General features: G+C 72.7%; 19 protein-coding genes. 14 read left to right on the top strand and 5 right to left on the bottom strand.

From position 1 onward, the window contains the following. Positions 1-4: 4 nt before the first annotated feature. Genes HF526_RS13850 through HF526_RS13840 form a run of 3 tightly spaced genes read right to left on the bottom strand, consistent with a single transcriptional unit; the run spans position 5 to position 2,606 of the window. The gene (locus tag HF526_RS13850) at positions 5-874 is read right to left on the bottom strand and encodes a glycosyltransferase family 2 protein (protein WP_169381887.1); all 870 of its coding nucleotides are present in this window, start codon (positions 872-874) and stop codon (positions 5-7) included. A 23-nt stretch (positions 875-897) separates the two neighbouring features. Beyond that, the gene (locus HF526_RS13845; RefSeq protein WP_169381832.1) at positions 898-1,770 is read right to left on the bottom strand and encodes a glycosyltransferase; all 873 of its coding nucleotides are present in this window, start codon (positions 1,768-1,770) and stop codon (positions 898-900) included. After that, complete coding sequence (locus HF526_RS13840) at positions 1,767-2,606, bottom strand: polysaccharide pyruvyl transferase family protein (protein WP_211177197.1); 840 nt, start codon at positions 2,604-2,606, stop codon at positions 1,767-1,769. The genes HF526_RS13845 and HF526_RS13840 overlap by 4 nt, the downstream gene beginning before the upstream one ends. Before the next feature lie 224 nt (positions 2,607-2,830). On the opposite strand from HF526_RS13840, the gene HF526_RS13835 reads away from it, so the two are divergent. The 13 genes from HF526_RS13835 to msrA all read left to right on the top strand — a co-directional run bounded on the left by HF526_RS13835 (position 2,831) and on the right by msrA (position 17,176). Next, on the top strand, positions 2,831-3,769 hold the full coding sequence (locus tag HF526_RS13835) for a UDP-glucuronic acid decarboxylase family protein (RefSeq protein WP_169381830.1): 939 nt from the start codon (positions 2,831-2,833) through the stop codon (positions 3,767-3,769). 107 nt (positions 3,770-3,876) lie between these two features. Then, on the top strand, positions 3,877-5,514 hold the full coding sequence (locus tag HF526_RS13830; RefSeq protein WP_169381829.1) for a carbamoyltransferase family protein: 1,638 nt from the start codon (positions 3,877-3,879) through the stop codon (positions 5,512-5,514). Beyond that, complete coding sequence (locus HF526_RS13825; protein WP_169381828.1) at positions 5,511-7,085, top strand: HAD-IIIA family hydrolase; 1,575 nt, start codon at positions 5,511-5,513, stop codon at positions 7,083-7,085. Before HF526_RS13830 ends, HF526_RS13825 begins: the two co-directional genes overlap by 4 nt. Beyond that, entirely contained in the window at positions 7,082-8,092 is a 1,011-nt protein-coding gene (locus HF526_RS13820; protein ID WP_169381827.1) for a glycosyltransferase family 9 protein, read from the top strand. The genes HF526_RS13825 and HF526_RS13820 overlap by 4 nt, the downstream gene beginning before the upstream one ends. Further along, on the top strand, positions 8,089-9,057 hold the full coding sequence (locus HF526_RS13815; protein WP_169381826.1) for a glycosyltransferase: 969 nt from the start codon (positions 8,089-8,091) through the stop codon (positions 9,055-9,057). Before HF526_RS13820 ends, HF526_RS13815 begins: the two co-directional genes overlap by 4 nt. Then, complete coding sequence (locus HF526_RS13810; protein WP_169381825.1) at positions 9,054-10,277, top strand: glycosyltransferase; 1,224 nt, start codon at positions 9,054-9,056, stop codon at positions 10,275-10,277. Before HF526_RS13815 ends, HF526_RS13810 begins: the two co-directional genes overlap by 4 nt. Then, a complete protein-coding gene (locus HF526_RS13805) occupies positions 10,274-10,843 on the top strand; it encodes a D-sedoheptulose-7-phosphate isomerase (protein ID WP_169381824.1) in 570 nt (189 codons plus the stop codon). Before HF526_RS13810 ends, HF526_RS13805 begins: the two co-directional genes overlap by 4 nt. Continuing rightward, entirely contained in the window at positions 10,840-12,246 is a 1,407-nt protein-coding gene (locus HF526_RS13800; RefSeq protein WP_169381823.1) for a PfkB family carbohydrate kinase, read from the top strand. The genes HF526_RS13805 and HF526_RS13800 overlap by 4 nt, the downstream gene beginning before the upstream one ends. Further along, positions 12,243-13,262, top strand: coding sequence for a glycosyltransferase family 9 protein (locus HF526_RS13795; RefSeq protein ID WP_169381822.1), 1,020 nt, complete (start codon positions 12,243-12,245; stop codon positions 13,260-13,262). The genes HF526_RS13800 and HF526_RS13795 overlap by 4 nt, the downstream gene beginning before the upstream one ends. Continuing rightward, a complete protein-coding gene (locus HF526_RS13790) occupies positions 13,214-14,518 on the top strand; it encodes a UDP-glucose dehydrogenase family protein (protein WP_169381821.1) in 1,305 nt (434 codons plus the stop codon). The genes HF526_RS13795 and HF526_RS13790 overlap by 49 nt, the downstream gene beginning before the upstream one ends. A 104-nt stretch (positions 14,519-14,622) precedes the next feature. After that, positions 14,623-14,901, top strand: coding sequence for a hypothetical protein (locus tag HF526_RS13785; RefSeq protein ID WP_211177188.1), 279 nt, complete (start codon positions 14,623-14,625; stop codon positions 14,899-14,901). 662 nt (positions 14,902-15,563) lie between these two features. Continuing rightward, the gene (locus tag HF526_RS13780) at positions 15,564-16,268 is read left to right on the top strand and encodes a SpoIIAA family protein (protein ID WP_338051465.1); all 705 of its coding nucleotides are present in this window, start codon (positions 15,564-15,566) and stop codon (positions 16,266-16,268) included. Positions 16,269-16,660: 392 nt separating this feature from the next. Beyond that, positions 16,661-17,176, top strand: a complete 516-nt coding sequence (gene msrA / locus HF526_RS13775) for a peptide-methionine (S)-S-oxide reductase MsrA (RefSeq protein WP_169381818.1) — start codon at positions 16,661-16,663, stop codon at positions 17,174-17,176. A 19-nt stretch (positions 17,177-17,195) separates the two neighbouring features. Here msrA and HF526_RS13770 read toward each other — a convergent pair whose 3' ends face one another. Beyond that, positions 17,196-18,314, bottom strand: a complete 1,119-nt coding sequence (locus HF526_RS13770; protein WP_169381817.1) for an L-dopachrome tautomerase-related protein — start codon at positions 18,312-18,314, stop codon at positions 17,196-17,198. Then, positions 18,311-18,571, bottom strand: coding sequence for a hypothetical protein (locus HF526_RS13765; protein WP_169381816.1), 261 nt, complete (start codon positions 18,569-18,571; stop codon positions 18,311-18,313). The genes HF526_RS13770 and HF526_RS13765 overlap by 4 nt, the downstream gene beginning before the upstream one ends. Positions 18,572-18,845: 274 nt before the next feature. Here HF526_RS13765 and HF526_RS13760 point away from each other — a divergent pair, with 274 nt between their 5' ends. Then, positions 18,846-20,300, top strand: coding sequence for a hypothetical protein (locus tag HF526_RS13760; protein ID WP_169381815.1), 1,455 nt, complete (start codon positions 18,846-18,848; stop codon positions 20,298-20,300). Positions 20,301-20,391 lie beyond the last annotated feature (91 nt).

Here is a 20,391-nt window from a genome sequence, read left to right as displayed (position 1 = left end):
GCGGTCATCCCACGTAGCGCCGCGCCCGGCCCGCCCGCCGGGGCGCGGCCAGGAGGCGCAGCCCGCGTTCCACCTCGGCGGGAACGACGCGACGTTCGCGCAGCACCCACGGCAGTCCCCTGAGCGCCTCGGCGAGGGCGCCGGCCGTGGCCGCGTCCTTGGGCGCCCCGGACAGGACGTCGAACGTGTGCATCACCGCACCCGTCACGGGGCGGCGCAGCCAGGCGGTCCAGAGCGTGTTGCGGATCCCGTGCCGGCGGCGCTGTCGCGGGTCCCGTGCGGGAGACGGCGCGTGCCGGATCACCACGTCCGGCGACCAGCACATCCACCAGCCGTGCGCGGCGAGATCGAGGGCGAGCAGTTCCTCCTCGCCGCCGAGCCACAACCGTGGGGAGAAACCGCCGACCTGGCAGAACGCGTCGGCCCGCAGCATGGTCAGGCCCGCCATGATGCCGAGCAGCGCCGGGCCGGGCAGCCACGCGGGGCCGGGCACGGGGGAGTCGCGCAGCTCCGGCGTGATCGGGTCTTCGCGCAGGTCCGGCTCGACCAGGCAGCGGCCGGTGATGCTGGCGAGCCCGGGATGGGCATCGAGCAGGTCGGCTGCCCGGGTCAGGGCGCCCGGCTCCCAGCGGGTGTCGTCGTCGCAGAAGGCGACGTACGGCGTGGCGATGCGCTCCGTCGCGATGTTGCGCGCCACCGCACCGAGATTGCGCGGGCTGCGGATCAGCGTCACCCCTGGGTGCCGTCGAGCGATCGCATCGGCCGTGCCGTCGGCCGACCCGTTGTCCACCACGATGATCGGGGCGGCGTCGGGCAACGCGGCCATGTGGTCGAGCGTGCTCAGCACCTCTCGCCGGCGGTTCCAGGTGATCATTACGACGGTGGCACGCGCGCCGTTCACCGGTGGGCCTCCTCCAGTAGCCGCACCTGCTGTTCGACCGCCCGGGGGAGCGCACGGCGGGCGCACAGCGCGGCGGGTGAGCGCACCAGTGCCTCGGCCAGTGCCCCCCGTGCGGTGGGGTCGCGCAACGCGTCCCGGGCGAGTGCCGCCGTGGCGGCCAGCCCGGTTCGCGCATCCCGGCGCATCCACGCCGTCAGCAGCAGGTTGCGCAGTTCTGCCCGGCGTCGGCGGTTCGCGGGCCCGCGGTGCGGTGACGGGTGGTGGTGCACGACCAGGTCCTCGACGTAGCACAGCGCCCACCCCGCGGCAGCCAGGTCCCACGCCAGCAGCCGCTCCTCACCGACGAAGAACAGCACCGGGCTGAACCCGCCGACCTGCAGGAACGCCTCCCGGCGCACGACGGCCGAACACGCCAGGAAGCCGAGCACCGACGGGCCCGGAAGGTCGGGTTCCTGCCCCAGCGGGCTGTGCGCCAGGAACGGGGTGACCGGATCGGGCCGCTGCTGCGGGCCCACGAGCGTTCGGGCGGTGAGCAGCCCGAGCCGCGGATGCCGGTCGAACGCGGTCTCGGCAGCCGCCAGCGAGCCCTCGGCCCACCACGAGTCGTCGTCGTTGAAGGCGATGTAGGGGGTCCGTGCCCGGCGTGCACCCAGATTGCGCGCCGCGGCGCCGAGATTGCGGCCGAGACCGACGACGGTGACGGCCGGGTGGCCCCGCCGCACCCGCTCCGGGGTCCCGTCCGTGGACGCGTTGTCGACCACGATGATCGGCGTACCGTCCGCGGAGGTCTCGAGCCGCTGCAACGTCCGGAGCAGCTCGTCGGCCCGGTTGCGGGTCGCGATCACCACCGCGGTCCGTGGCCCGGTCACGGCGCGGCCGTCGTCGCGGCCGGGCGCAACACGCGCATCAGCTCGGTGAGCAGCGGCTGCTCCAGCTGCGTCGCGTCGGCGATGTGCCGCGCGCGGTCGTGCGCCTCGGCGGAGCGGCACCAGTGCCAGGCGTCATCGAGCGCGGATCCGGGCGTGAGCACGGCCTCGGCCGTCAGGACCGCGGGCCAGTCCCACGCCGCGGCCTGGGCGTGCACCTTCCCGCCCCCGGCCACCGGATCGAGGGCGAGAGCCGGGACCCCTTGGCGGAGGGCGAGCACGAGGCCGTGCAGGCGCGAGGTGACCACGACGTCCAGCCGGCGCAGCAGGGAGCTGAACTGGTCGGCGGTCGCGCACGACCGCCAGTCCCGGGAGTCCAGCCGGGTGTCGAGTGGAACGCGGGCGCAGTCCTGGACGCCCAGCCACCGGAGGACCCGGTCGTGCACCGCGTCGTGTCGCCGGCGCGCTCCGTACTCCCGCTGCCCCGGGGCGAGGATCACTCCGACCACGGGAACCTCGGCGGTGTCGGCGGCCGCCGACAGGTCACGGGCCCGGCTGCCGTGCGGGTCGTCACGGGGGATGACCCGGTGGAAACCGGTGAATGCGGCGTCCTGGGTGTCGATGACCGACACGCCGACGGCGATGCGGCGGCACCGCGCGAACCGTTCGTGCAGCGCCCGGACCTGGCGGCCGTGGGCGGGCCCGCAGACGAACACCAGGTGGCTGTACCTCGCCGGGTCGGCGTCCTCGAGCGCGAGCGCACCCGGCCGGAACACCGGGCTCCAGGCCGACTCCGTCGCGACCCCCGCCGCGCGCAGCGCCGACTCGACGACGCGCATGCTCAGCACGTCACCCGCGGTGGCTTCGCCGTCTCGGAAGCTCGGCCAGCCGACGATCAATGCGCATTCACACCCCACTGCCGGTTCTCCTTCTCGCTCGGGCGTTCGGCCCATCGCAGTGCTACCCCGGGGGCGCCGGTTGACGCGCGTGTTTGCAATTCCGGGGGTACGGGAACCATTTCGACGGCAGTCCTACGTGGAGATTCGGAGGGGAGGCGGCGAACATGGACACCGGCTTCGGGCGCGCAGTGGTCACCGGTGGCGCGGGCTTTCTCGGCTCTCACCTGTGCGAGGTCCTTGTCGCCGGCAGAACAGCCGTCGTCTGCGTCGACAATCTCCTCACCGGAGATACGGCCAACATCTCCGACCTGTACCACGATCGGCGTTTTGAGTTCGTCTGTGCCGACGTCTCGGCGGCGCTGTCCGTGCCGGGATCGGTGGACCTGGTCGTGCACCTCGCCTGCCCGGCATCGCCGGTGCACTACCTGCGGTGGCCGATCGAGACCCTGAAGGCCGGCGGGCTGGGTACGTTGTGCGCCCTCGCGCTCGCGCGGGAGAAGAACGCCCGTTTCGTCCTGGCATCCACGAGCGAGGTCTACGGCGACCCACTGCAGCATCCGCAGTCCGAGGCGTACTGGGGAAACGTCAACCCGATCGGACCGCGCAGCGTCTACGACGAGTCCAAACGCTACGCCGAGGCGCTGACCGCCGCCCATCGCCGCGAGCACGGACTGCGCACCGGGATCGCCCGCATCTTCAACACCTTCGGACCCCGGATGCGCCCCGACGACGGACGCATGATCCCGGCCTTCATCTGCCAGGCGCTGCGCGGACGTCCGCTGACGGTGACCGGGGACGGCAGCCAGACCCGTTCGCCCTGTTACGTGGACGACACGGTCCGGGGGTTGCTCGCGCTGGCCGCCGACGACCATCCGGGGCCGGTGAACATCGGCAACCCCGAGGAGTATTCGGTCCTCGACATCGCCGAGCGCATCCGTGAGCTGGTCGCGTCCATATCGGAGATTCGCTTCGTGGCCGCCATGGAGGAGGACCCGAAGCGGCGTTGTCCCGACATCTCCGTCGCCCGGCGGGCGCTGAACTGGGAGCCGTTGGTCAGTGTCGACGACGGGTTGAAGCGCACGATCGAGTGGTTCGCCCGCTAATTCCGTGAAAGGGCCTCGTGGCTTTTTGTGCCTGAATCCGACTGCGGAGGGTGAACGACTGAATGCAACCACCACCCACTCGCAATCCGTAAGGGTCCGGGGGTGACATGTACGTCCTTGGCATCAATGCGGTGTTTCACGACCCGGCCGCCGCACTGGTGGCGGATGGTCGGATCGTCGCGGCCGCGGAGGAGGAACGGTTCTCCCGGCGCAAGCACGGCAAGCGGCCCGTTCCGTTCTCGACGTGGGAACTGCCCGAACGCGCGGCGCAGTGGTGCCTGGAGGAGGCCGGCATCCCGGCGTCCGACCTCGACGCCGTCGCGTACTCCTACGATCCCGGGCTGGTCGAGCCGGGACAGCAGGGTCTCGACGAGCGGTGGGAGGACCTGCGGACGACATACGCCCGGCGTGCTCCGTACTTCCTCGCCACCGCCTTGCCGGGGCTGGATCCCGGCATCGTCCGGTTCGTCCCGCACCACGTCGCCCACGCGGCGTCGGCCGGTCTTGCAGCTCCTTTCACCGACTCCGCGGTGCTCGTGGCCGACGGCCGCGGCGAGGCGACCTCGCACCTGGCGGGCAGCTACCGCGACCACAGCCTGACGGTGCTGGCCGGGCAACGCCTGCCGCACTCGCTCGGCCTGATGTACGAGGAACTCACCGCGCACCTGGGTTTCCTGCGTTCCAGTGATGAGTACAAGGTCATGGCACTGGCCTCGTACGGTGAGCCGCGCCAGGTCGGGCTGCTGCGCCGCCTGGTCCGCACCACCGGTGACGGTGGTTTCACCATCGATCCTCTCGATTGGGGGGCGATGGCCAAGCCTCGCGCCGGCGACGGCGAGGTGCTCCCCGAGCACGCCGACCTGGCCGCCGCCGTGCAGCTGCGGGTGGAGGAGGTGCTGCTGGACCTGGCCGGATGGCTGCACCGCCGTACCGGCCAGGACCGGCTGGTGATGGCCGGCGGCGTCGCGCTCAACTGCGTGGCGAACACCCGCGTCGCCGCCGAGGGGCCGTTCTGCGAGGTCTGGGTGCAACCCGCGGCAGGCGATGCCGGCACCGCGCTGGGTGCGGCGCTGCACGTGGCGGCCGAGATGGGCGAGCCGGCCGCGCCGATGCCCGGCGCGGATCTGGGCCGCGGCTGGACCGATGAGGCGATCACAGCCCGGCTCGACACGGCGAAGATCCGCTACGAGCGCCCGCCGGATGTGGCCGCGACGGTCGCCGAGGCGTTGGCCGCCGACCAGGTGGTCGCCTGGTTCCAGGGACGCAGCGAGTACGGGCCGCGGGCCCTCGGGCGGCGCTCCCTGCTCGCCCATCCGGGCCGGCAGGCCAACCTGGCCCGGCTCAACGACGTCAAGGGCCGCGAGCAGTTCCGGCCCGTCGCCCCGATGGTGCTCGCCGATCGCGCGGCCGAGGTGTTCTCCCGCGGCCCGCTGCCCAGCCCGTACATGCTCTTCGTCCACGACGTGCACCCGCGGTGGCGGGACCGGATCCCCGCCGTCGTGCACGTCGACGGGACCGCGCGCATCCAGACGGTGGAACCCGATGCCGACCCACTGCTCGCGCGGATGCTCTCCGGTTTCGAGGCGCGTACCGGACTCCCCGTCGTCATCAACACGAGCCTGAACACAGCGGGCCGGCCGATGGTCGACGATCCGCGGGACGCCCTGGAGTGCTTCGGTTCCGCTCCGGTCGACGTGCTCGCCATCGGCGGCTGCGTGGTCCGCCGATCGGGAGTGGCCGGATGAGCACCGGACTCGATCTGAGTGCGGACTACAGCGTGGTCGTGCCGACGGTCGGCCGGCCGAACCTGCAGGTCCTGCTGGACGCCCTGGGACACGCGACCGGACCGCGGCCCCGGGAGGTCGTGGTCGTCGACGACCGGCGCACGGCGTCCGATCCTCTCGACCTTCCGGAGGCGCCGTGGCCGCTGCGGGTCCTTCGGTCCGGCGGTCGCGGTCCGGCCGCTGCCCGCAACACCGGTTGGCGTGCCACCGCGTCGGAATGGGTCGCGTTCCTCGACGACGACGTGGTGCCCGGCCCGGACTGGCCGGCGCGGCTGACCGACGACCTGGCCTGCCTGCCGCCGGGAGTGGCCGCCAGCCAGGCGCGCCTCGTGGTCCCGCTCCCGGCGCACCGGCGTCCGACCGATGCCGAGCGGGGCACCGGGGGCCTGGCCGGCGCCCGGTGGATCACCGCGGACATGGCCTACCGGCGCTCGGCTCTGGAGGCGGTGGACGGTTTCGACGAGCGCTTCCCGCGGGCCTACCGCGAGGACGCCGACCTGGCCCTGCGCGTGATCGAGGCCGGCTACCGGGTGGTCGACGGTCGTCGCGTCACCACACACCCGGTGGCCGCCTCGGCGTTCCTGGCGAGCGTGCGCGCCCAGCGCGGCAACGCCGACGACGTGCTGATGCGCCAGCGCCACGGCGCGGACTGGCGGGCTCGGATCGGCGAGGGCCCCGGCCGGTTGCGCCGGCACACGGTGACGACCGCGGCGGCGACGGCCGCGGTGCTGTTCGGATTGCGCGGGCACCGGCGAGGTGCTGCGGCGGCCGGGTTCCTGTGGGCCGGCTGTACCGCGGAGTTCGCGCTGCACCGGATCCTGCCCGGGCCGCGTACCGCCGCCGAGGTGGGGCGCATGCTCGTGACCAGTGTCGCGATCCCGCCCGCGGCCTGTGCGCACCGGATCCGGGGGGAGTGGCGCCACCGTGAGGTACGGCGCTTCCGGCACTCGCGTGTCGGGCGGCGGCCCCGGCTCGCGCCGCCCGAGGACGCCGGCCTGCCCGCCGCGGTGCTGTTCGACCGGGACGACACGCTGATCCACGACGTTCCCTACAACGGCGACCCCGACGCCGTGCGCCCCGTTCCGGCAGCGGCGGCCGTGCTGGGCCGGCTCCGCGATCTGGGCGTGCCGGTCGGGGTGGTCAGCAATCAGTCGGGTGTCGCGCGAGGGCTCATCACGCTCGAGCAGCTCGCGGCCGTCAACGCCCGTACCGAGGCGCTGCTCGGGCCTTTCGGCACGTGGCAGGTCTGCGTGCACGGGGAGGACACAGGCTGTGACTGCCGCAAACCGGCGCCGGGCCTGATCGAGAAGGCCGCCGCCGACCTCGGTGTGCCGGTGGCCGGATGCGTGGTCATCGGTGACACCGGAGCCGACGTCGCAGCGGCCGCCGCAGCAGGAGCCCGCGGGATCCTCGTCCCGACGGCTCGGACCCTGCCGGCCGAGATCGCCGCCGCCCCCGAGGTCGCCGCCGACATCACCGAGGCGGTCCGGCTCGCACTGGGAAAGCGGGGCGCCGGCGAGGGCCGGTCGTGACCCGCACCGTGCTCGTCGCCCGGCTCGACAACGCCGGAGACGTCCTGCTGACCGGTCCCGCCGTCCGGGCGGTGGCCGCGCACGCCGACTCGGTGGTGATGCTCGCCGGACCGCACGGTCGCTCGGCCGCCGCGCTGCTGCCCGGAGTCGACGAGGTCGTCGAGTGGCGGGCGCCGTGGATCGACCCGGAACCGGATCCGGTGACCCGCGCCCACGTCGAGCACCTGCGGCAGGCCGTCGAAGCGATCGAGCCCGACGTCGCGGTCGTGTTCACCTCCTTTCACCAGTCACCGCTGCCGCTGGCGCTGGTCCTGCGGCTGGCCGGGGTGCCGTGGATCGGCGCCATCAGCGAGGACTATCCCGGGTCGCTGCTGGACCTGCGGCACCGTGTCCCCGGGGACCCGCCGGAAGCCGAGAGAGCGCTGTCGCTGGCCCGCGCCGCCGGCTTCTCCCCGTCCGGCGGCGACGACGGCCGGCTCGCGGTGCGCCGGCCGCTGCCCTGCGTGGCGGACCTGGTGGGCGAGCCCGACTACGTCGTGCTGCATCCCGGGGCCTCGGTCCCCGCCCGGCAGTGGCCGCCGCAGCGGTGCGCGGAAGCGGTGCAGGCGCTGGCGGCCGCGGGGTACCGGGTCGTCGTGACCGGCGCGCGCGGGGAGCAGCAGCTGACCGCTCAGGTGGCCGGCGAGGTCGGGATCGACCTCGGCGGCGGCACCGATCTGGCTCAGCTCGCCGCCGTCCTCGACGGCGCGCGGGTCGTCGTCGCGCCGAACACGGGGCCGGCACACCTGGCCGCCGCGGTGGGCACCCCGGTCGTGTCGCTGTTCGCACCGGTGGTGCCGGCGGCGCGGTGGGCGCCCTACCGCGTGCCGACGGTGATGCTGGGCCGGCAGGACGCTCCGTGCCGGGACACCCGCGCCCGCCGCTGCCCGGTGCCCGGGCACCCGTGCCTGACCGGCGTCACCGCCGACGACGTGGTCGCCGCGGTGGGGAAGTTGTGGCGGTCGTGAGGATTCTCTGCTGGCACGTGCACGGTTCCTGGAGCACCGCATTCGTCCAGGGGCCCCACACCTACGTGGTCCCGGTGACCCCGCCCCGTGATGCCGACGGACGCGGGCGCGCGCAGACCTTCCGGTGGCCGTCGAACGCGCTGGAGATGAGCCCGGACGAACTGCGGGACGAGGACTTCGACGCGATCGTGCTGCAGCGCGAGCGTGAGCTCGAGTTGTGTGAGAAGTGGCTGGGTCGCCGCCCCGGCCGTGACGTCCCCGCCGTCTACGTCGAGCACGACACCCCGCGCGGAGCGGTGCCCGACGTCCGGCACCCGCTCGCCGACCGCACCGACGTCCCGATCGTGCACGTCACCCACTTCAACGCGCTGATGTGGGACAACGGCCGCGCCCCGGTCCGGGTCGTGGAGCACGGGATCCCCGACCCGGGGCACCGGTACACGGGCCGGCTGGACCGCGTCGGCGTGGTGATCAACGAACCGGTCCGGCGGTGGCGGGTCGCCGGCACGGATCTCCTGCCCCGGCTCAGCGCAGGTGCACCCACCGACGTGTTCGGCATGCACGTCACCGACCTGCCGGCCACGCTCGGCCCGGGGGCGGGTGACCGGCTGAGCGTGCACGAGGACCTGCCGCAGAGCCGGATGCACGCCGAGCTCGCGCAGCGGCGGCTGTACCTGCACCCGTTCCGCTGGACCTCGCTGGGGCTGTCGCTGATCGAGGCGATGCAGCTCGGACTGCCCGTGGTGGCGCTGGGGGCCACCGCGGCGTTCGAGGCGATACCCCAGGGCACGGGGATCGTGTCGACCCGGATCGACGTGCTCGCCGCGGCTGTCCGCGACCTGCTGCACGACCCCGCGCGGGCCCGCGAGATCGGGGCGGCGGGACGCACCGCCGCGCTGCAGCGACACGGACTGCAGCGGTTCCTGCGCGAGTGGGACTCCCTACTCCAGGAGGTGACGACATGAAGATCGACATGATCTCCGAGCACGCGAGTCCGCTCGCGCCCATCGGGGGAGTGGATGCGGGCGGCCAGAACGTGCACGTGGCCGAGCTGGCGCGCGCCCTCGGTCGCCGGGGCCACGACGTCGTCGTCCATACCCGCCGGGACGCGCCCGACCTGCCCGACAGGGTCGTGGCCGCGCCGGGAGTCACGGTCGAGCACGTGCCTGCGGGTCCGGCCCGGCCGGTCCCCAAGGACGATCTGCTGCCCTACATGCCGGCGTTCGGGGATCACCTCGCGCGGCGGTGGGCCCGGCGCCGTCCGGACGTCGCGCATGCCCACTTCTGGTTGTCCGGCCTCGCGGCTCGCCACGGTGCCGCTGTCGAGCCGGTGCCGCTCCTGCAGACCTTCCACGCCCTCGGCCACGTCAAGCGGAAGTACCAGGGTGCGAAGGACACCAGCCCGCCGTTGCGCACCCGCGCGGAGGCCGAGCTGGCCGGCGACGTCGCGATGGTGATCGCGACATGCTCTGACGAGGTCGGCGAGCTCCGCGCGATGGGGCTGTCCGCGGAGCGGGCCGCGGTCGTGCCGTGTGGGGTCGACCTGGGCCGCTTCACGCCGCGGGGACCGCGGGCCCGCCGTGGCGCGCGGCCCCGGCTGCTCAGCATCGGCAGGCTGGTCGAGCGCAAGGGTGTCCAGACCGTGATCCGTGCGCTGCGCGAGGTACCGGACGCCGAGCTGATCGTCGCCGGTGGACCGCCCGGGGAGCAGGCGCACGCCGATCCCGATGTCGCCCGGCTGCGCACGATCGCCCAGCGGTGCGGAGTAGCCGATCGCGTCCGGTTCCTCGGCCAGGTTCCCCGATCCGAGGTGCCCGCGCTGTTCCGGTCGGCCGACCTCGTGGTCAGCGTTCCGTGGTACGAGCCGTTCGGGATCGTCCCGGTGGAGGCGATGGCCTGCGGGACACCCGTCGTCGTGAGTGCGGTGGGCGGACATCTCGACACCGTCGTGGAGGGGGAGACGGGCTGCTTCGTGCCGGCGCGGTGCAGCGACGCGCTGGCGGCCCGGCTGCGGGAGCTGCTGGCCGCGCCCGCGGCTCGCGCCGAGATGGGGCGCGCGGGGGCACGTCGAGCGCGCGCCGGCTACGGGTGGGACTGGATCGCGGAGCAGACCGAGGCCCTCTACCAGGAGGTCGCCGTACGACCGCTGCCCGGACCCGCCGAGTTGAGCGGAGCAGTGACATGATCGACGATCATTTCCGCGCGCTGGAGCGTGCCGCGGGCCGTCTCTGCGCCCACAGGTCGACGGTGGAGGCCTGGGGTCGCCACCTCGCTCGGGTGCTCGGCTCCGGAGGACGGCTGCTGGCCTGCGGCAACGGCGGCAGCGCGGCGGAGGCCCAGCACCTCACCGGCGAGCTCACCGGGCGGTTCCTGAACGATCGCCGCCCGCTGTCGGCGATCCCGCTGCACGGGGACACGTCCGCGGTGACGGCCATCGTCAACGACTACGGCGAGCACGAGGTGTTCGCCCGCCAGGTCCGTGCGCACGGCCGCGCCGGCGACGTGCTCATCGCCCTGTCGACGAGCGGGCGCAGCCAGAACGTGCTGGCCGCGGCCAAGACCGCGCAGGAACTCGAGATGACGGCCTGGGCGCTCACCGGTCGCGCGCCGAACGCGCTCGCGGCGTTGTGCGACGACGCGATCGCCGTCGAGGCGCCCTCAGCGGCGACCGTGCAGGAGGCGCACCTCGCGCTCGTGCACGCGTTGTGCCTCGCGATCGACAGCTCACCGGAGATCGGAGGGCTGGCGTGACCCGACGCCGGCTGGTCGTGCTGGGCGACACGCTCCTCGACACCGACGTCGAGGGCACCGCCGAGCGGTTGTGCCCGGATGCACCCGTGCCCGTGGTGGACGTGCAGCGCTGCCGATACCGCCCCGGCGGGGCAGGGCTGGCCGCCGCGCTCGCCGCGCGCTCCGGCGCGGACGTCGTGCTCGTGACCGCGCTCGGCGACGACGAGCACGCCCAGCGGTTGGCCGGCCTGCTGGGTCGGTCGGTGAGCCTCGTCGACCTGCCGTTGCAGGGCGGCACGGTGTGCAAGACCCGGGTCCGCGTGGCGGGCCAGTCACTGCTGCGTCTCGACTCGGGGGAGGGCCGCGCCGTCCCGGCAGGCCATGCGCAGCGCGCGGTCGAGGCGGTCCACGAGTCCGCGGCTGTGCTCGTGGCCGACTACGGACGGGGCGTCGCCGCCCACCGTGAGCTGCGCACAGCTCTTGCCGAGATCGCCGACCGGGTGCCCGTCGTGTGGGATCCGCATCCCCGGGGTGCCGCCCCTGTTCCCGGTTCGGCCCTGGTGACGCCCAACGAGAAGGAGGCCGCGCTGTTCGCCGCGCATCCCGCGGCCGACCCCGGGGTGGCCGCCGATCACCTCCGGGAACGGTGGACCGTGCAGGGGGTGGCGGTGACCAGGGGCTCGCGGGGCGCCTGGCTGAGCACGGCGGCGGAATCGATCGGCGTACCCGTGCCGGCCGGCATCGCGCCCTCCGGCCGGATCGACTCCTGTGGCGCCGGCGACGCCTTCGCCACCGCGGCGGTGACGGCCCTGATGGACGGCGGCGGCGGCCTTCGCGATGTCGTGGCCGCAGCGGTCCGCACTGCCACGGAGTTCGTGGCGGCGGGAGCCGCCGGTGCGCTGGCCGAGCCCGCCGCGCCGCCCCGCGCCGCCCCGCCGGTCGCCGCGGCCACCGGATACGCGGCCGTCGACCGGGTGCGCCGCGCCGGCGGGACCGTCGTGGCCACCGGCGGTTGCTTCGATCTGCTGCATCCGGGCCACGTCAGCCTGCTGCGGCGGGCCCGCGCGCTCGGCGACGCGCTGGTGGTCTGTGTGAACTCCGACGAGTCCGTGCGGCGTCTCAAGGGGCCCGGCCGACCGGTGATGACCGCCGCCGATCGGGTCGGCATGCTCGAAGCACTGGAGATGGTCGATGCGGTCGTGGTGTTCTCCGAGAGCTCCCCGGTTGCTGTGCTGGAACGGCTGCGTCCCGACATCTGGGTGAAGGGCGAGGACTACGCCGGCCGGGAGCTCCCCGAGGCCGAGGTCGTCCGGCGCCACGGCGGCCGGGTGGTGCTCGTCCCGCTGGTGGAGCGGCACTCGACCACCGGCCTGATCACGGCGCTGCGCGCAGGCCGATCCGACGCGAGGAGCGGCGTCGCATGACGTGGGCGACCGGCGCGGGCCGGGGGATTCCGCGCATCCTGGTCCTGCGCGCGCTCGGTCTGGGCGACCTGCTGACCACGGTGCCGGCCCTGCGCGCGCTGCGCCGCGCGTTCGGCGAAGCCGAGATCACGCTGGCGGCCCCGCGGGCCCTGGCTCCGATCGTGCACCGAATGGGCGCGGCGGACCGGCTGCTGCACACCGTGGGGCTGGAACCGCTGCGGTGGGACGGGCCCCCGCCCTCGCTCGCGGTGAACCTGCACGGCCGGGGCCCGGAGAGCATCGATCTGCTCCGCCGGGTGCGGCCGGAGCAGTTGCTGACCCACGCCCACCCGGCCCGGCCGGCCGTGGACGGTCCGCCGTGGCAGGCCGACCGGCACGAGGTACGGCGGTGGTGTGACGTGTTGGCGTACGCGGGCATCCCGGCCGATCCGGACGATCTGGCGTTGCCGCGGCGGCACGACCCACCGGCCGTGGCCGGCCCGGTGATCATCCATCCCGGCGCCAGCCACGCAGCACGGCAGTGGCCGCCGGAGCGGTACGGCGCGGTCGCACGCTTCCTCGTGCAGCGCGGTCACCGGGTGGTGGTCGCCGGCTCGGCCGTCGAGCGACCGCTGGCGCGGCGGGTCGCTGCGGTCGCCGGGATGTCGTCGGCGGAGGTGCTCGCGGGGCGCACCGGCCTCGACGGGCTCGCGGATCTCGTGGCGGACGCGCGGCTGGTGATCTGCGGAGACACCGGCATCGCGCACCTGGCCACCGCGTACGGCACGCCGTCGGTGGTGCTGTTCGGGCCGGTGTCCCCGGCGCTGTGGGGGCCGCCGCACCGCCCGCGGCATCGGGCGTTGTGGAGAGGACGCACGGGCGACACCTTCGCCGATCGCCCGGACCCGGGCTTGCTGGAGATCGATGTCGCCGACGTGATCGATGCGGTCGGCGAGGTGTTGGGAGCCGCGGAAGGGGGCGAGAGCTCATGCGTGCCCACCGGATCGGGGTGGTCGGCGCCGGTTACGTCGGATTGACGACGGCCGCCTGTCTGGCCCGGCTGGGGCACACCGCGGTGTGCGCCGACATCGACGAGTCCAAGGTGGAGCGGCTGAACCGGGCCGAGGTGTCGTCGTACGAGCCCGGGCTCGCCGAGATCGTCACCGAGGGGCTGCAGGCGGGGCGGCTTCGCTTCGTGCTCGGGGCCCGGGCCGCGACCGCGGACGCCGACATCGTCTTCGTGTGCGTGCCGACCCCGGTCGGGGCGAACGGCTCCGCGGACCTGTCCCAGATCTACGGCGTACTGCACGAGGTCCGGGACGCGCTGTCGTCCGGCACCGTCGTGGTGATCAAGTCGACCGTCCCACCGGGCACCACCGACGACGTCGGCAGGCTTCTCGACCGGTCCGATCTCGACGTCGTCACCAATCCCGAGTTCCTGCGGGAGGGCCACACGGTCGAGGACTTCCTCTCCCCGCACCGTGTCGTCGTGGGGGCCGGTGACGCGGCGGCGGCCCGCCGGGTGGCCGGGCTCTACGCTCCGCTCGGAGCGCCCGTCGTCCTCACCGATCCGGTGAGCGCAGAGTTGGTGAAGTACGCCAGCAACTGTTTCCTGGCCATGAAACTGTCGTACGTCAACACCCTGGCCGAGCTGTGCGAATGCACCGGGGGCGACGTCGACGCCGTCACCGCGGGCATGCGCCATGATCCGCGCATCGGCGCCGAGTTCCTGCGGCCCGGCCCGGGTTGGGGTGGATCGTGCCTGCCCAAGGACACCCAGGCCCTGCTCCGGGCGGCGGAGTCGGTGGCCGTCGACTTCCCGCTGCTGCGCGCGACCATCGACACCAACGAGGCCCAGCCTGGCCGCGTCCTGCGCGCCGTGCGTACGGCGGTGGCCTGTTCGCCCGAACGACCGGTCGACGGCGTCCGACTCGGGTTGCTCGGCCTGACCTTCAAAGCCGGGACCGACGACCTGCGTGACTCACCGGCACTCGCCGTCGCCGACCTGCTCGCCGCCGACGGCGCGGAGCTGACCGGTCACGACCCCGGTGTTCCGGCCGGTACGCAGGCCGCCGGCCCCGTCCGGGTCGTGGACGACGCGTATCTCGCCGCCAAGGACGCGTCGGCGCTCGTGGTGCTCACCGAGTGGCCGCAATTCGGCGAGCTGGACTGGGCACGGCTCGGTGAGCAGATGCGGCATCGCGTCGTCGTCGACACCCGCAACCACCTGCCACCGGAACCGTTGCGGCGCGCCGGTTTCCGGACCTACGGAACGGGGCGTTCCGCCGGCTGAGCTGCATCCGCGTGGCTTCGTGGTGGGCAGCGAGAGAAGTGTGACCTGCGCCACGACATGTGCGTGGACGGGGCCGGTCAGGCGGTCACCGGGTACTCGAAGGCATGAACAGCAGGCGCATGACGCAGAAGGATGTTGAGCGCGAGGTTCCGGGCATCGGTGGGCCCGGCTCCGATGAGTCGTCGCCCGACGGACAGCGGGCGCTTCGACTACATGCCCGGATCGCCGCCGTCGCGGTGATCCTCAGCGCCTTCGTGACGTGGGTCTTCATCCGGTTCGGATCGATCCCGTTGGCAACGGTGTTCGGCGTTGTCGCCGCGATATCGCTGGTACTCCTCGGGTGGGCCCTGTACCGCAAGCGCCGCGGTGAACGGTCGCAGTAGCCGGTCGAGACCCCGTCAGCGGCCGGCGGCACGATCCGCTCGGCTGCCCGGCCCTGCCACGTCGCGTCCCGGGTGCTCGTCGATCGCTCCGCCGAAGAGTGCTCGTAGCCACCCGAACATGATCAGATCTTCCCCCGGCGCGAGCGCAGCCGGCATCCTGGGTGCCCGGGACCCGGCCGCTCTTTGCAATCGCCGTCAATGTGCACTCCTCCTCGTCGATGGCATCGGCAACAGGGCCTACCGGTGGGCCGGTGCCACTACTCCCACGCACCGAAAAGGCCCTCCGCACCGGTCACGCCACGAGGCCGGACCGCGTCCATCCCGCCCGGGGACCCGATCACGGCGTGGCACGGTAGCCCCATGATCGCTCGATAGACGATGAGAAAGGAGCATCCGTGGCTCGCCGCCGGCCAGAACCGGGCGCACCGCGCCGGCCTCCCTCGAAACATGCTCGGAACTGCAGTTCCGGTGTGCCGGTAGCCATTGGCCGGCCGACGGGCCGGGCCGTCGGCAGAGCAGGTTGGGGCCTCTCGGCCGTATCGCGGCCGGCCGGCCGGGCGTGAAATGGTTCCGGTGAATTCGATTCCTTTCGAACGGGGCCAGGGACAAGGAGCGCCGACATGATTGAGAGAATCGAGGACGTCCCCCCGGGAATCGATGCGGTGCGAGCCGTCGGCAAGATCTCGCGGGAGGACTATGAGGCGGTCATCGTGCCCCTGGTCGAGGACGCGGCACGGGATGGCCGCCGCCTGCGCTGCCTCTGCCGGATAGGCCCCGATTTTCAAGGAATGACCCCGGGCGCTGTGTGGGAGGACGTCGAGATCGGGCTACGCGCGCTGCGGTCCTTCGACGGCTGCGCGGTGGTCAGTGATATCGGCTGGATCCGCGAGGCGACCCGGCTCGCCGGCTTCCTGATGCCCTGCCCCGTGCGGGTGTTCAGCGACCGGGACCGGGACAAGGCCGTCGACTGGCTCAGTTCACTGCCCGAAGGTGTCGGCGTCACCCACCGGCTGGTGCCCGAGTCCGGGGTCGTGGTGGTCGAGATCGCCGAGCCGTTGCGCGCCGCGGACTTCGATGCCCTCGCGCTCACGGTCGACTCCTGGCTCGACACCCATGCCCGGCTGCAGGGCGTGGTGATCCGTGCCCGCGCCATCCACGGCTGGGAGAACATCGCCGGCCTCGTCCGGCACATTCGTTTCGTGCGCGACCATCACCGGAAGGTCAACAGGGTCGCGTTGGCGGTCGACGGCAGGCTTGCCGCCCTGGTGCCGAGCGTGGCGGAACACTTCGTGCACGCGGAGGTGCGCAGCTTCGGCTATGACGGCCTCGACGACGCCATCGCCTGGACAGCAGCCTCGACGAACTGACACCAGCGCTGCCACCACGCCGGTTCACCGGCCACGACCATCCCGACCGGACATGACGACGTCGGCCACCGGGCGTGTCGTCCGTCCTGCGCTCGTCCGGTGCGACGATGGCGCTGTGAGCGTCTGCGATTTCTGCTCGCTGCGGTACGACCCGGTTGCGACGCGGTGGCTGTGTCCGCATTGCCACATGAAGGGCAACTGCTGTGACGGGGCGCCGCTCCCGCCGCGCGAGGCCGCGGAGGTCCTGACGCCTGAGCCGGCCGCGGACGAGGCGGCCGGCCGGCAACTCGGGGACCGCCGCGGATCCCCGTTGCACCGCGGCCGCGAAGGTCGGAACATCGGCCGGGATCGGAGTGTTGTTCCGACTGTGTCGAGCCTGAGGGAGGCGCAGGATGGCGACTGAGACGGCGATCCTCGCCGGAGGTTGTTTCTGGGGAGCACAGGAGCTGTTGCGGCGGCGTCCGGGGGTGATCTCGACCCGGGTCGGGTACTCCGGAGGCGACACCCCGAACGCTACGTACCGTAATCACGGCGATCACGCGGAGGCCGTCGAGATCGTCTTCGACCCCGACGTGATCTCGTTCCGGGAGTTGCTGGAGTTCTTCTTCCAGATCCACGACCCGTCGACGAAGGATCGTCAGGGCAACGACGTGGGCCGGAGCTACCGCTCGGCGATCTTCTACACGAGCGAGGAGCAGAAGCGGGTTGCTCTGGACACCATCGCGGATGTCGAGGCCTCGGGCCTGTGGCCCGGCAAGGTCGTCACCGAGGTGACTGCCGCCGGCCCGTTCTGGGAGGCCGAGGAGGAGCACCAGGACTACCTGCAGAAATACCCCACCGGCTACACCTGCCACTTCGTGCGGCCCGACTGGGTGCTCCCGCGCCGCCAGGCGCAGTCCGCTCGGTAGCCGGCGCAGCCCTGCGTTCTCAGCGCAGCTGCACCCTGCCGGCGTCGATCGGCGCCCGGAACAGCGAGTACGGGTAGCGCCGCAGGTCCTGGCCCCGGTTGAACGTGGCCTGTCGGTGCAGCTGGTTCGCGGTCACGTAGAGGTACCCGTCCGCGACCGCCATGGTGTCCGGCCAGAGCAGCCGCGGGTCGTGCACGAAGGTCTCCAGCGTGCCGTCCGGCAGCCGCTGCATGATGGCGTTGTGCTCGCAGTTGGTGAGGTAGATCCGGCCGGAATCGTCGGTCTCCAGGCCGTCGCTCAACCCGCCCTTGTCGCCTTCGGCGAGGACCGTCGCCGCGACCTCCTCGTCGGGCACCGACCGGTCGGCCAGCGCGCCGGCCGACACGCTGTACCAGCGCCGCGAGCAGAGCGCGCAGTAGTAGATGCGCGAGCCGTCGGCCGCCATGGCGATGCCGTCGGAACCGAACCGGACCGGTTTCGGCGGGCCGTCCGGGGGGCGTTCCATGAAGACGCGGCCCTCCACGATCGGTACGAAGTCAGGCGGCAGCTCGGCCTTGGTGCTCGGGTGGTCGTGCAGCCGTCGCCACGCCTCGCCGGTGGCGAGGTCGACCACGATGAGCCCGTTCGGGCCGCTGTTGGACGAGTCGGTGATGTACCCGATCCCGGCCTCGCCCTTGCGCAGGTCGAACCGGACGTCGTTGAGGTACGTCGTCTCGATGGCCACGTCCCGGGAGAACACGATCGTCTGCGCCACCGTGTCCGTCGTGAGGTCGACGCAGACCATCTTCGGGCCGCCGGGCTTCGTCGGCCGGAACATCGGGCTGCCGGTGTCGAGGATCCACAGCCGGTCGGCCGGGTCGACGACGACGCTCTGCACCGAGACCAGGGCGCCGGCGTCGTCGTCGCCGGAGGGCGTGTTCCACGCCCCGTCCGGGAACGGGACGGGTGTCCCGTCGCGGAGCTCGACGACCGTTGCGCGGACGTCGTCGCCCCACTTCGGGTAGTTGATGAAGATCCGCCCGGTCGCCGAGACGCTCACCCCGGTGGGCATCGGGCCGTCGTCGAAGGTGTGCACCGTCTCCAACTCGCCGACGGGCTCGTCGGTGGGCTGTTTCGTCGCTTTCGCTGCTGTGCTCATGTCGCCGCCGGATGGTGCGTCGATTGGGTCGCGGAGGCGTACCCGGCTGCCGCGCCGCTATGCGGCTGCAGCCGGGCCGGTCGCCACCGTCGACACCTTCGCCGACCAGCTGACGGTTGTGCGGCTCGCCGCGCGAGCGTTGCCGGGTCCAGATCCGCGCGGAGCTCGTCGAGATCCGGCCGGTCGTCGGGCCGCTCGGCGTACCGGTCGGCTGAGCACAGGGCATCGAGCTGATCGTCGGTCAGCTCGGCGAGCATGACCGGTCCGGCGCTGATCCGGTCGATACATGGTTGATTGTCCGGTAATGCCCGGTCTGGCATACCCGCTGGGTGTCCGGACCTTGACCGACCGTAACCTGAGCTACGTGAGGGTTGTCCGGCCGCCATCGGGACGCCGCGCTGCGTGTTCCCGCTGTTCACCCTCTACGGGCGTGGTGACGGTGGTGCACCTCGCCGAACCTGCAGCACGGGACGGTCACCGATGCGCGTGGTGTGGCCGACGGTCGGACGCTGCGACGAACCTGGGGGGATCGTGGGCGAACGGAAGCGGACCGATTTCGTCCGCGACAGGATGTGCCGGGCGCGCGCCCTGCTGCGTCGGGCGCGGGAGCTGCCGCACCGGTTGGAGGCGCTCGACCGGCACCTCGCGGCGATCGACGCCGAGCTGCGCGCCGTCCGCGACGACGTCACCGCGGTGCAGTCCCGGCTCGACCGGGTGCTTGCGACGGCCGGGGGGTCTCAGCAGGCGCTCGCCGAGCTGCGGGACTCCGTTCATCTCGCGGCCCGCCGCACCGCGTTGCAGCGTCGCCCGGCCCGTGTGCTGTTCCTCGTCCACGTCCTCGGTGCGTGGGACTCCTGCCACGCGCTCGTCGCGGCGATGGCCGGCAGCGACGACTTCGAACCGATCGTCGCGTCGATCCCGCGGCGGTTCCGCGGCTCGGATGGCCTCTACGGCGAGGAGGACGTGCATCGCGGTCTGGTCGAGCGTGGCGTGCCGCACCTGCGGTTCGCCGACGGCGACGCTCGTGGCGTCCTCCAACTGATCAAGGCGATCGAACCCGATGTGATATTTCGGCAGTCCCAGTGGGACGCCGACGTCCCGGACGAGTTGGGCACCGAGGCGCTCGGCTTCGCCCGCACCTGCCTGATCCCCTACGAGACGATGAACATCGTCGTCAACGTCCCGGATGCGCGGACGCTCAACACCGCCGTCGACAGCGACTACCACCGCTGCGCCTGGTTGGTGTTCTGCACGAACGAGATGATGCTCGAGACCGCGGTCCGGGACGGCGCGCGCGGGGGAGCGCAGTTCCGGGTCGTCGGCCACCCCAAGGCCGATCACCTGCTGGCGGCGACGCCGGACTGGCCGCTGGGCTCGGCGGCGGACGACGCGGCCAGGCCGGGCCGGGTCGTCTGGTCCGCGCATCACACGATCGGCCGGGGCTGGACGGATTTCGGCGCCTTCCACCTCATGCGCGACGGCATGCTCGCGTGGGCCCGGCAGCGCACCGATGTCCAGTTCGTGTTCATGCCGCACCCGGCGCTGCTGCCCTTCCCTGACTCGGACGCCTGCTCGATCAGGCGCCCGGACTTCGACGCCTGGATGCAGGACTGGGCCGAGCTGCCCAACACCGCGGTGCTGTCCGAGGCCGACTACGGCCCGACGCTCGCCGCCTCGGACATGATGCTGACCGACGGGTTGTCGATGCTGGTGGAGTACCAGCTCTTCGGCAAACCGGTGATCTTCTTCGAGCGTGATGGCCATCGGCCGTTCAACGCCATCGGCGAACAGGTCGTCACCGGCGTACACACCGTGCACACCGTCGACGAGGCGTGCAGGCTGGCCGAGAAGTTCCTCGGCGGGAACCCGGACCCCCTGCGGCCCCGGCAGCGGAACAACGTGCGACGGCTGTTCGGCGCCGGTGGCAGCACCGAGCGGATCCTCGCCGCGCTGCGACACGAGATGGCGTGTGAGCGGGGCGAGTGAGACGACGTCTCAGTCGGGTGGCTGCGTGGGCGGACTCCCGTCGGCGGTCGGGGCCGGGGAGGGCTGCATGAGTACCAGGGCGTGTGGGAGG

The sequence above is a fragment of the Pseudonocardia acidicola genome, from assembly GCF_012911935.1.
GTDB lineage: Bacteria > Actinomycetota > Actinomycetes > Mycobacteriales > Pseudonocardiaceae > Pseudonocardia > Pseudonocardia acidicola.
This window is presented reverse-complemented; position numbering and strand designations above follow the sequence as displayed.

Coding starts and splice junctions, on each gene's coding strand:
- HF526_RS13765 (WP_169381816.1), bottom strand. CDS start 18,571: ATGCTCGCCGAGCTGACCGACGATCAGCTCGATGCCCTGTGCTCAGCC.
- HF526_RS13830 (WP_169381829.1), top strand. CDS start 3,877: ATGTACGTCCTTGGCATCAATGCGGTGTTTCACGACCCGGCCGCCGCA.
- HF526_RS13810 (WP_169381825.1), top strand. CDS start 9,054: ATGAAGATCGACATGATCTCCGAGCACGCGAGTCCGCTCGCGCCCATC.
- HF526_RS13825 (WP_169381828.1), top strand. CDS start 5,511: ATGAGCACCGGACTCGATCTGAGTGCGGACTACAGCGTGGTCGTGCCG.
- msrA (WP_169381818.1), top strand. CDS start 16,661: ATGGCGACTGAGACGGCGATCCTCGCCGGAGGTTGTTTCTGGGGAGCA.
- HF526_RS13850 (WP_169381887.1), bottom strand. CDS start 874: ATGATCACCTGGAACCGCCGGCGAGAGGTGCTGAGCACGCTCGACCAC.
- HF526_RS13805 (WP_169381824.1), top strand. CDS start 10,274: ATGATCGACGATCATTTCCGCGCGCTGGAGCGTGCCGCGGGCCGTCTC.
- HF526_RS13795 (WP_169381822.1), top strand. CDS start 12,243: ATGACGTGGGCGACCGGCGCGGGCCGGGGGATTCCGCGCATCCTGGTC.
- HF526_RS13790 (WP_169381821.1), top strand. CDS start 13,214: ATGCGTGCCCACCGGATCGGGGTGGTCGGCGCCGGTTACGTCGGATTG.
- HF526_RS13770 (WP_169381817.1), bottom strand. CDS start 18,314: ATGAGCACAGCAGCGAAAGCGACGAAACAGCCCACCGACGAGCCCGTC.
- HF526_RS13835 (WP_169381830.1), top strand. CDS start 2,831: ATGGACACCGGCTTCGGGCGCGCAGTGGTCACCGGTGGCGCGGGCTTT.
- HF526_RS13840 (WP_211177197.1), bottom strand. CDS start 2,606: ATGCGCGTCGTCGAGTCGGCGCTGCGCGCGGCGGGGGTCGCGACGGAG.
- HF526_RS13785 (WP_211177188.1), top strand. CDS start 14,623: ATGAACAGCAGGCGCATGACGCAGAAGGATGTTGAGCGCGAGGTTCCG.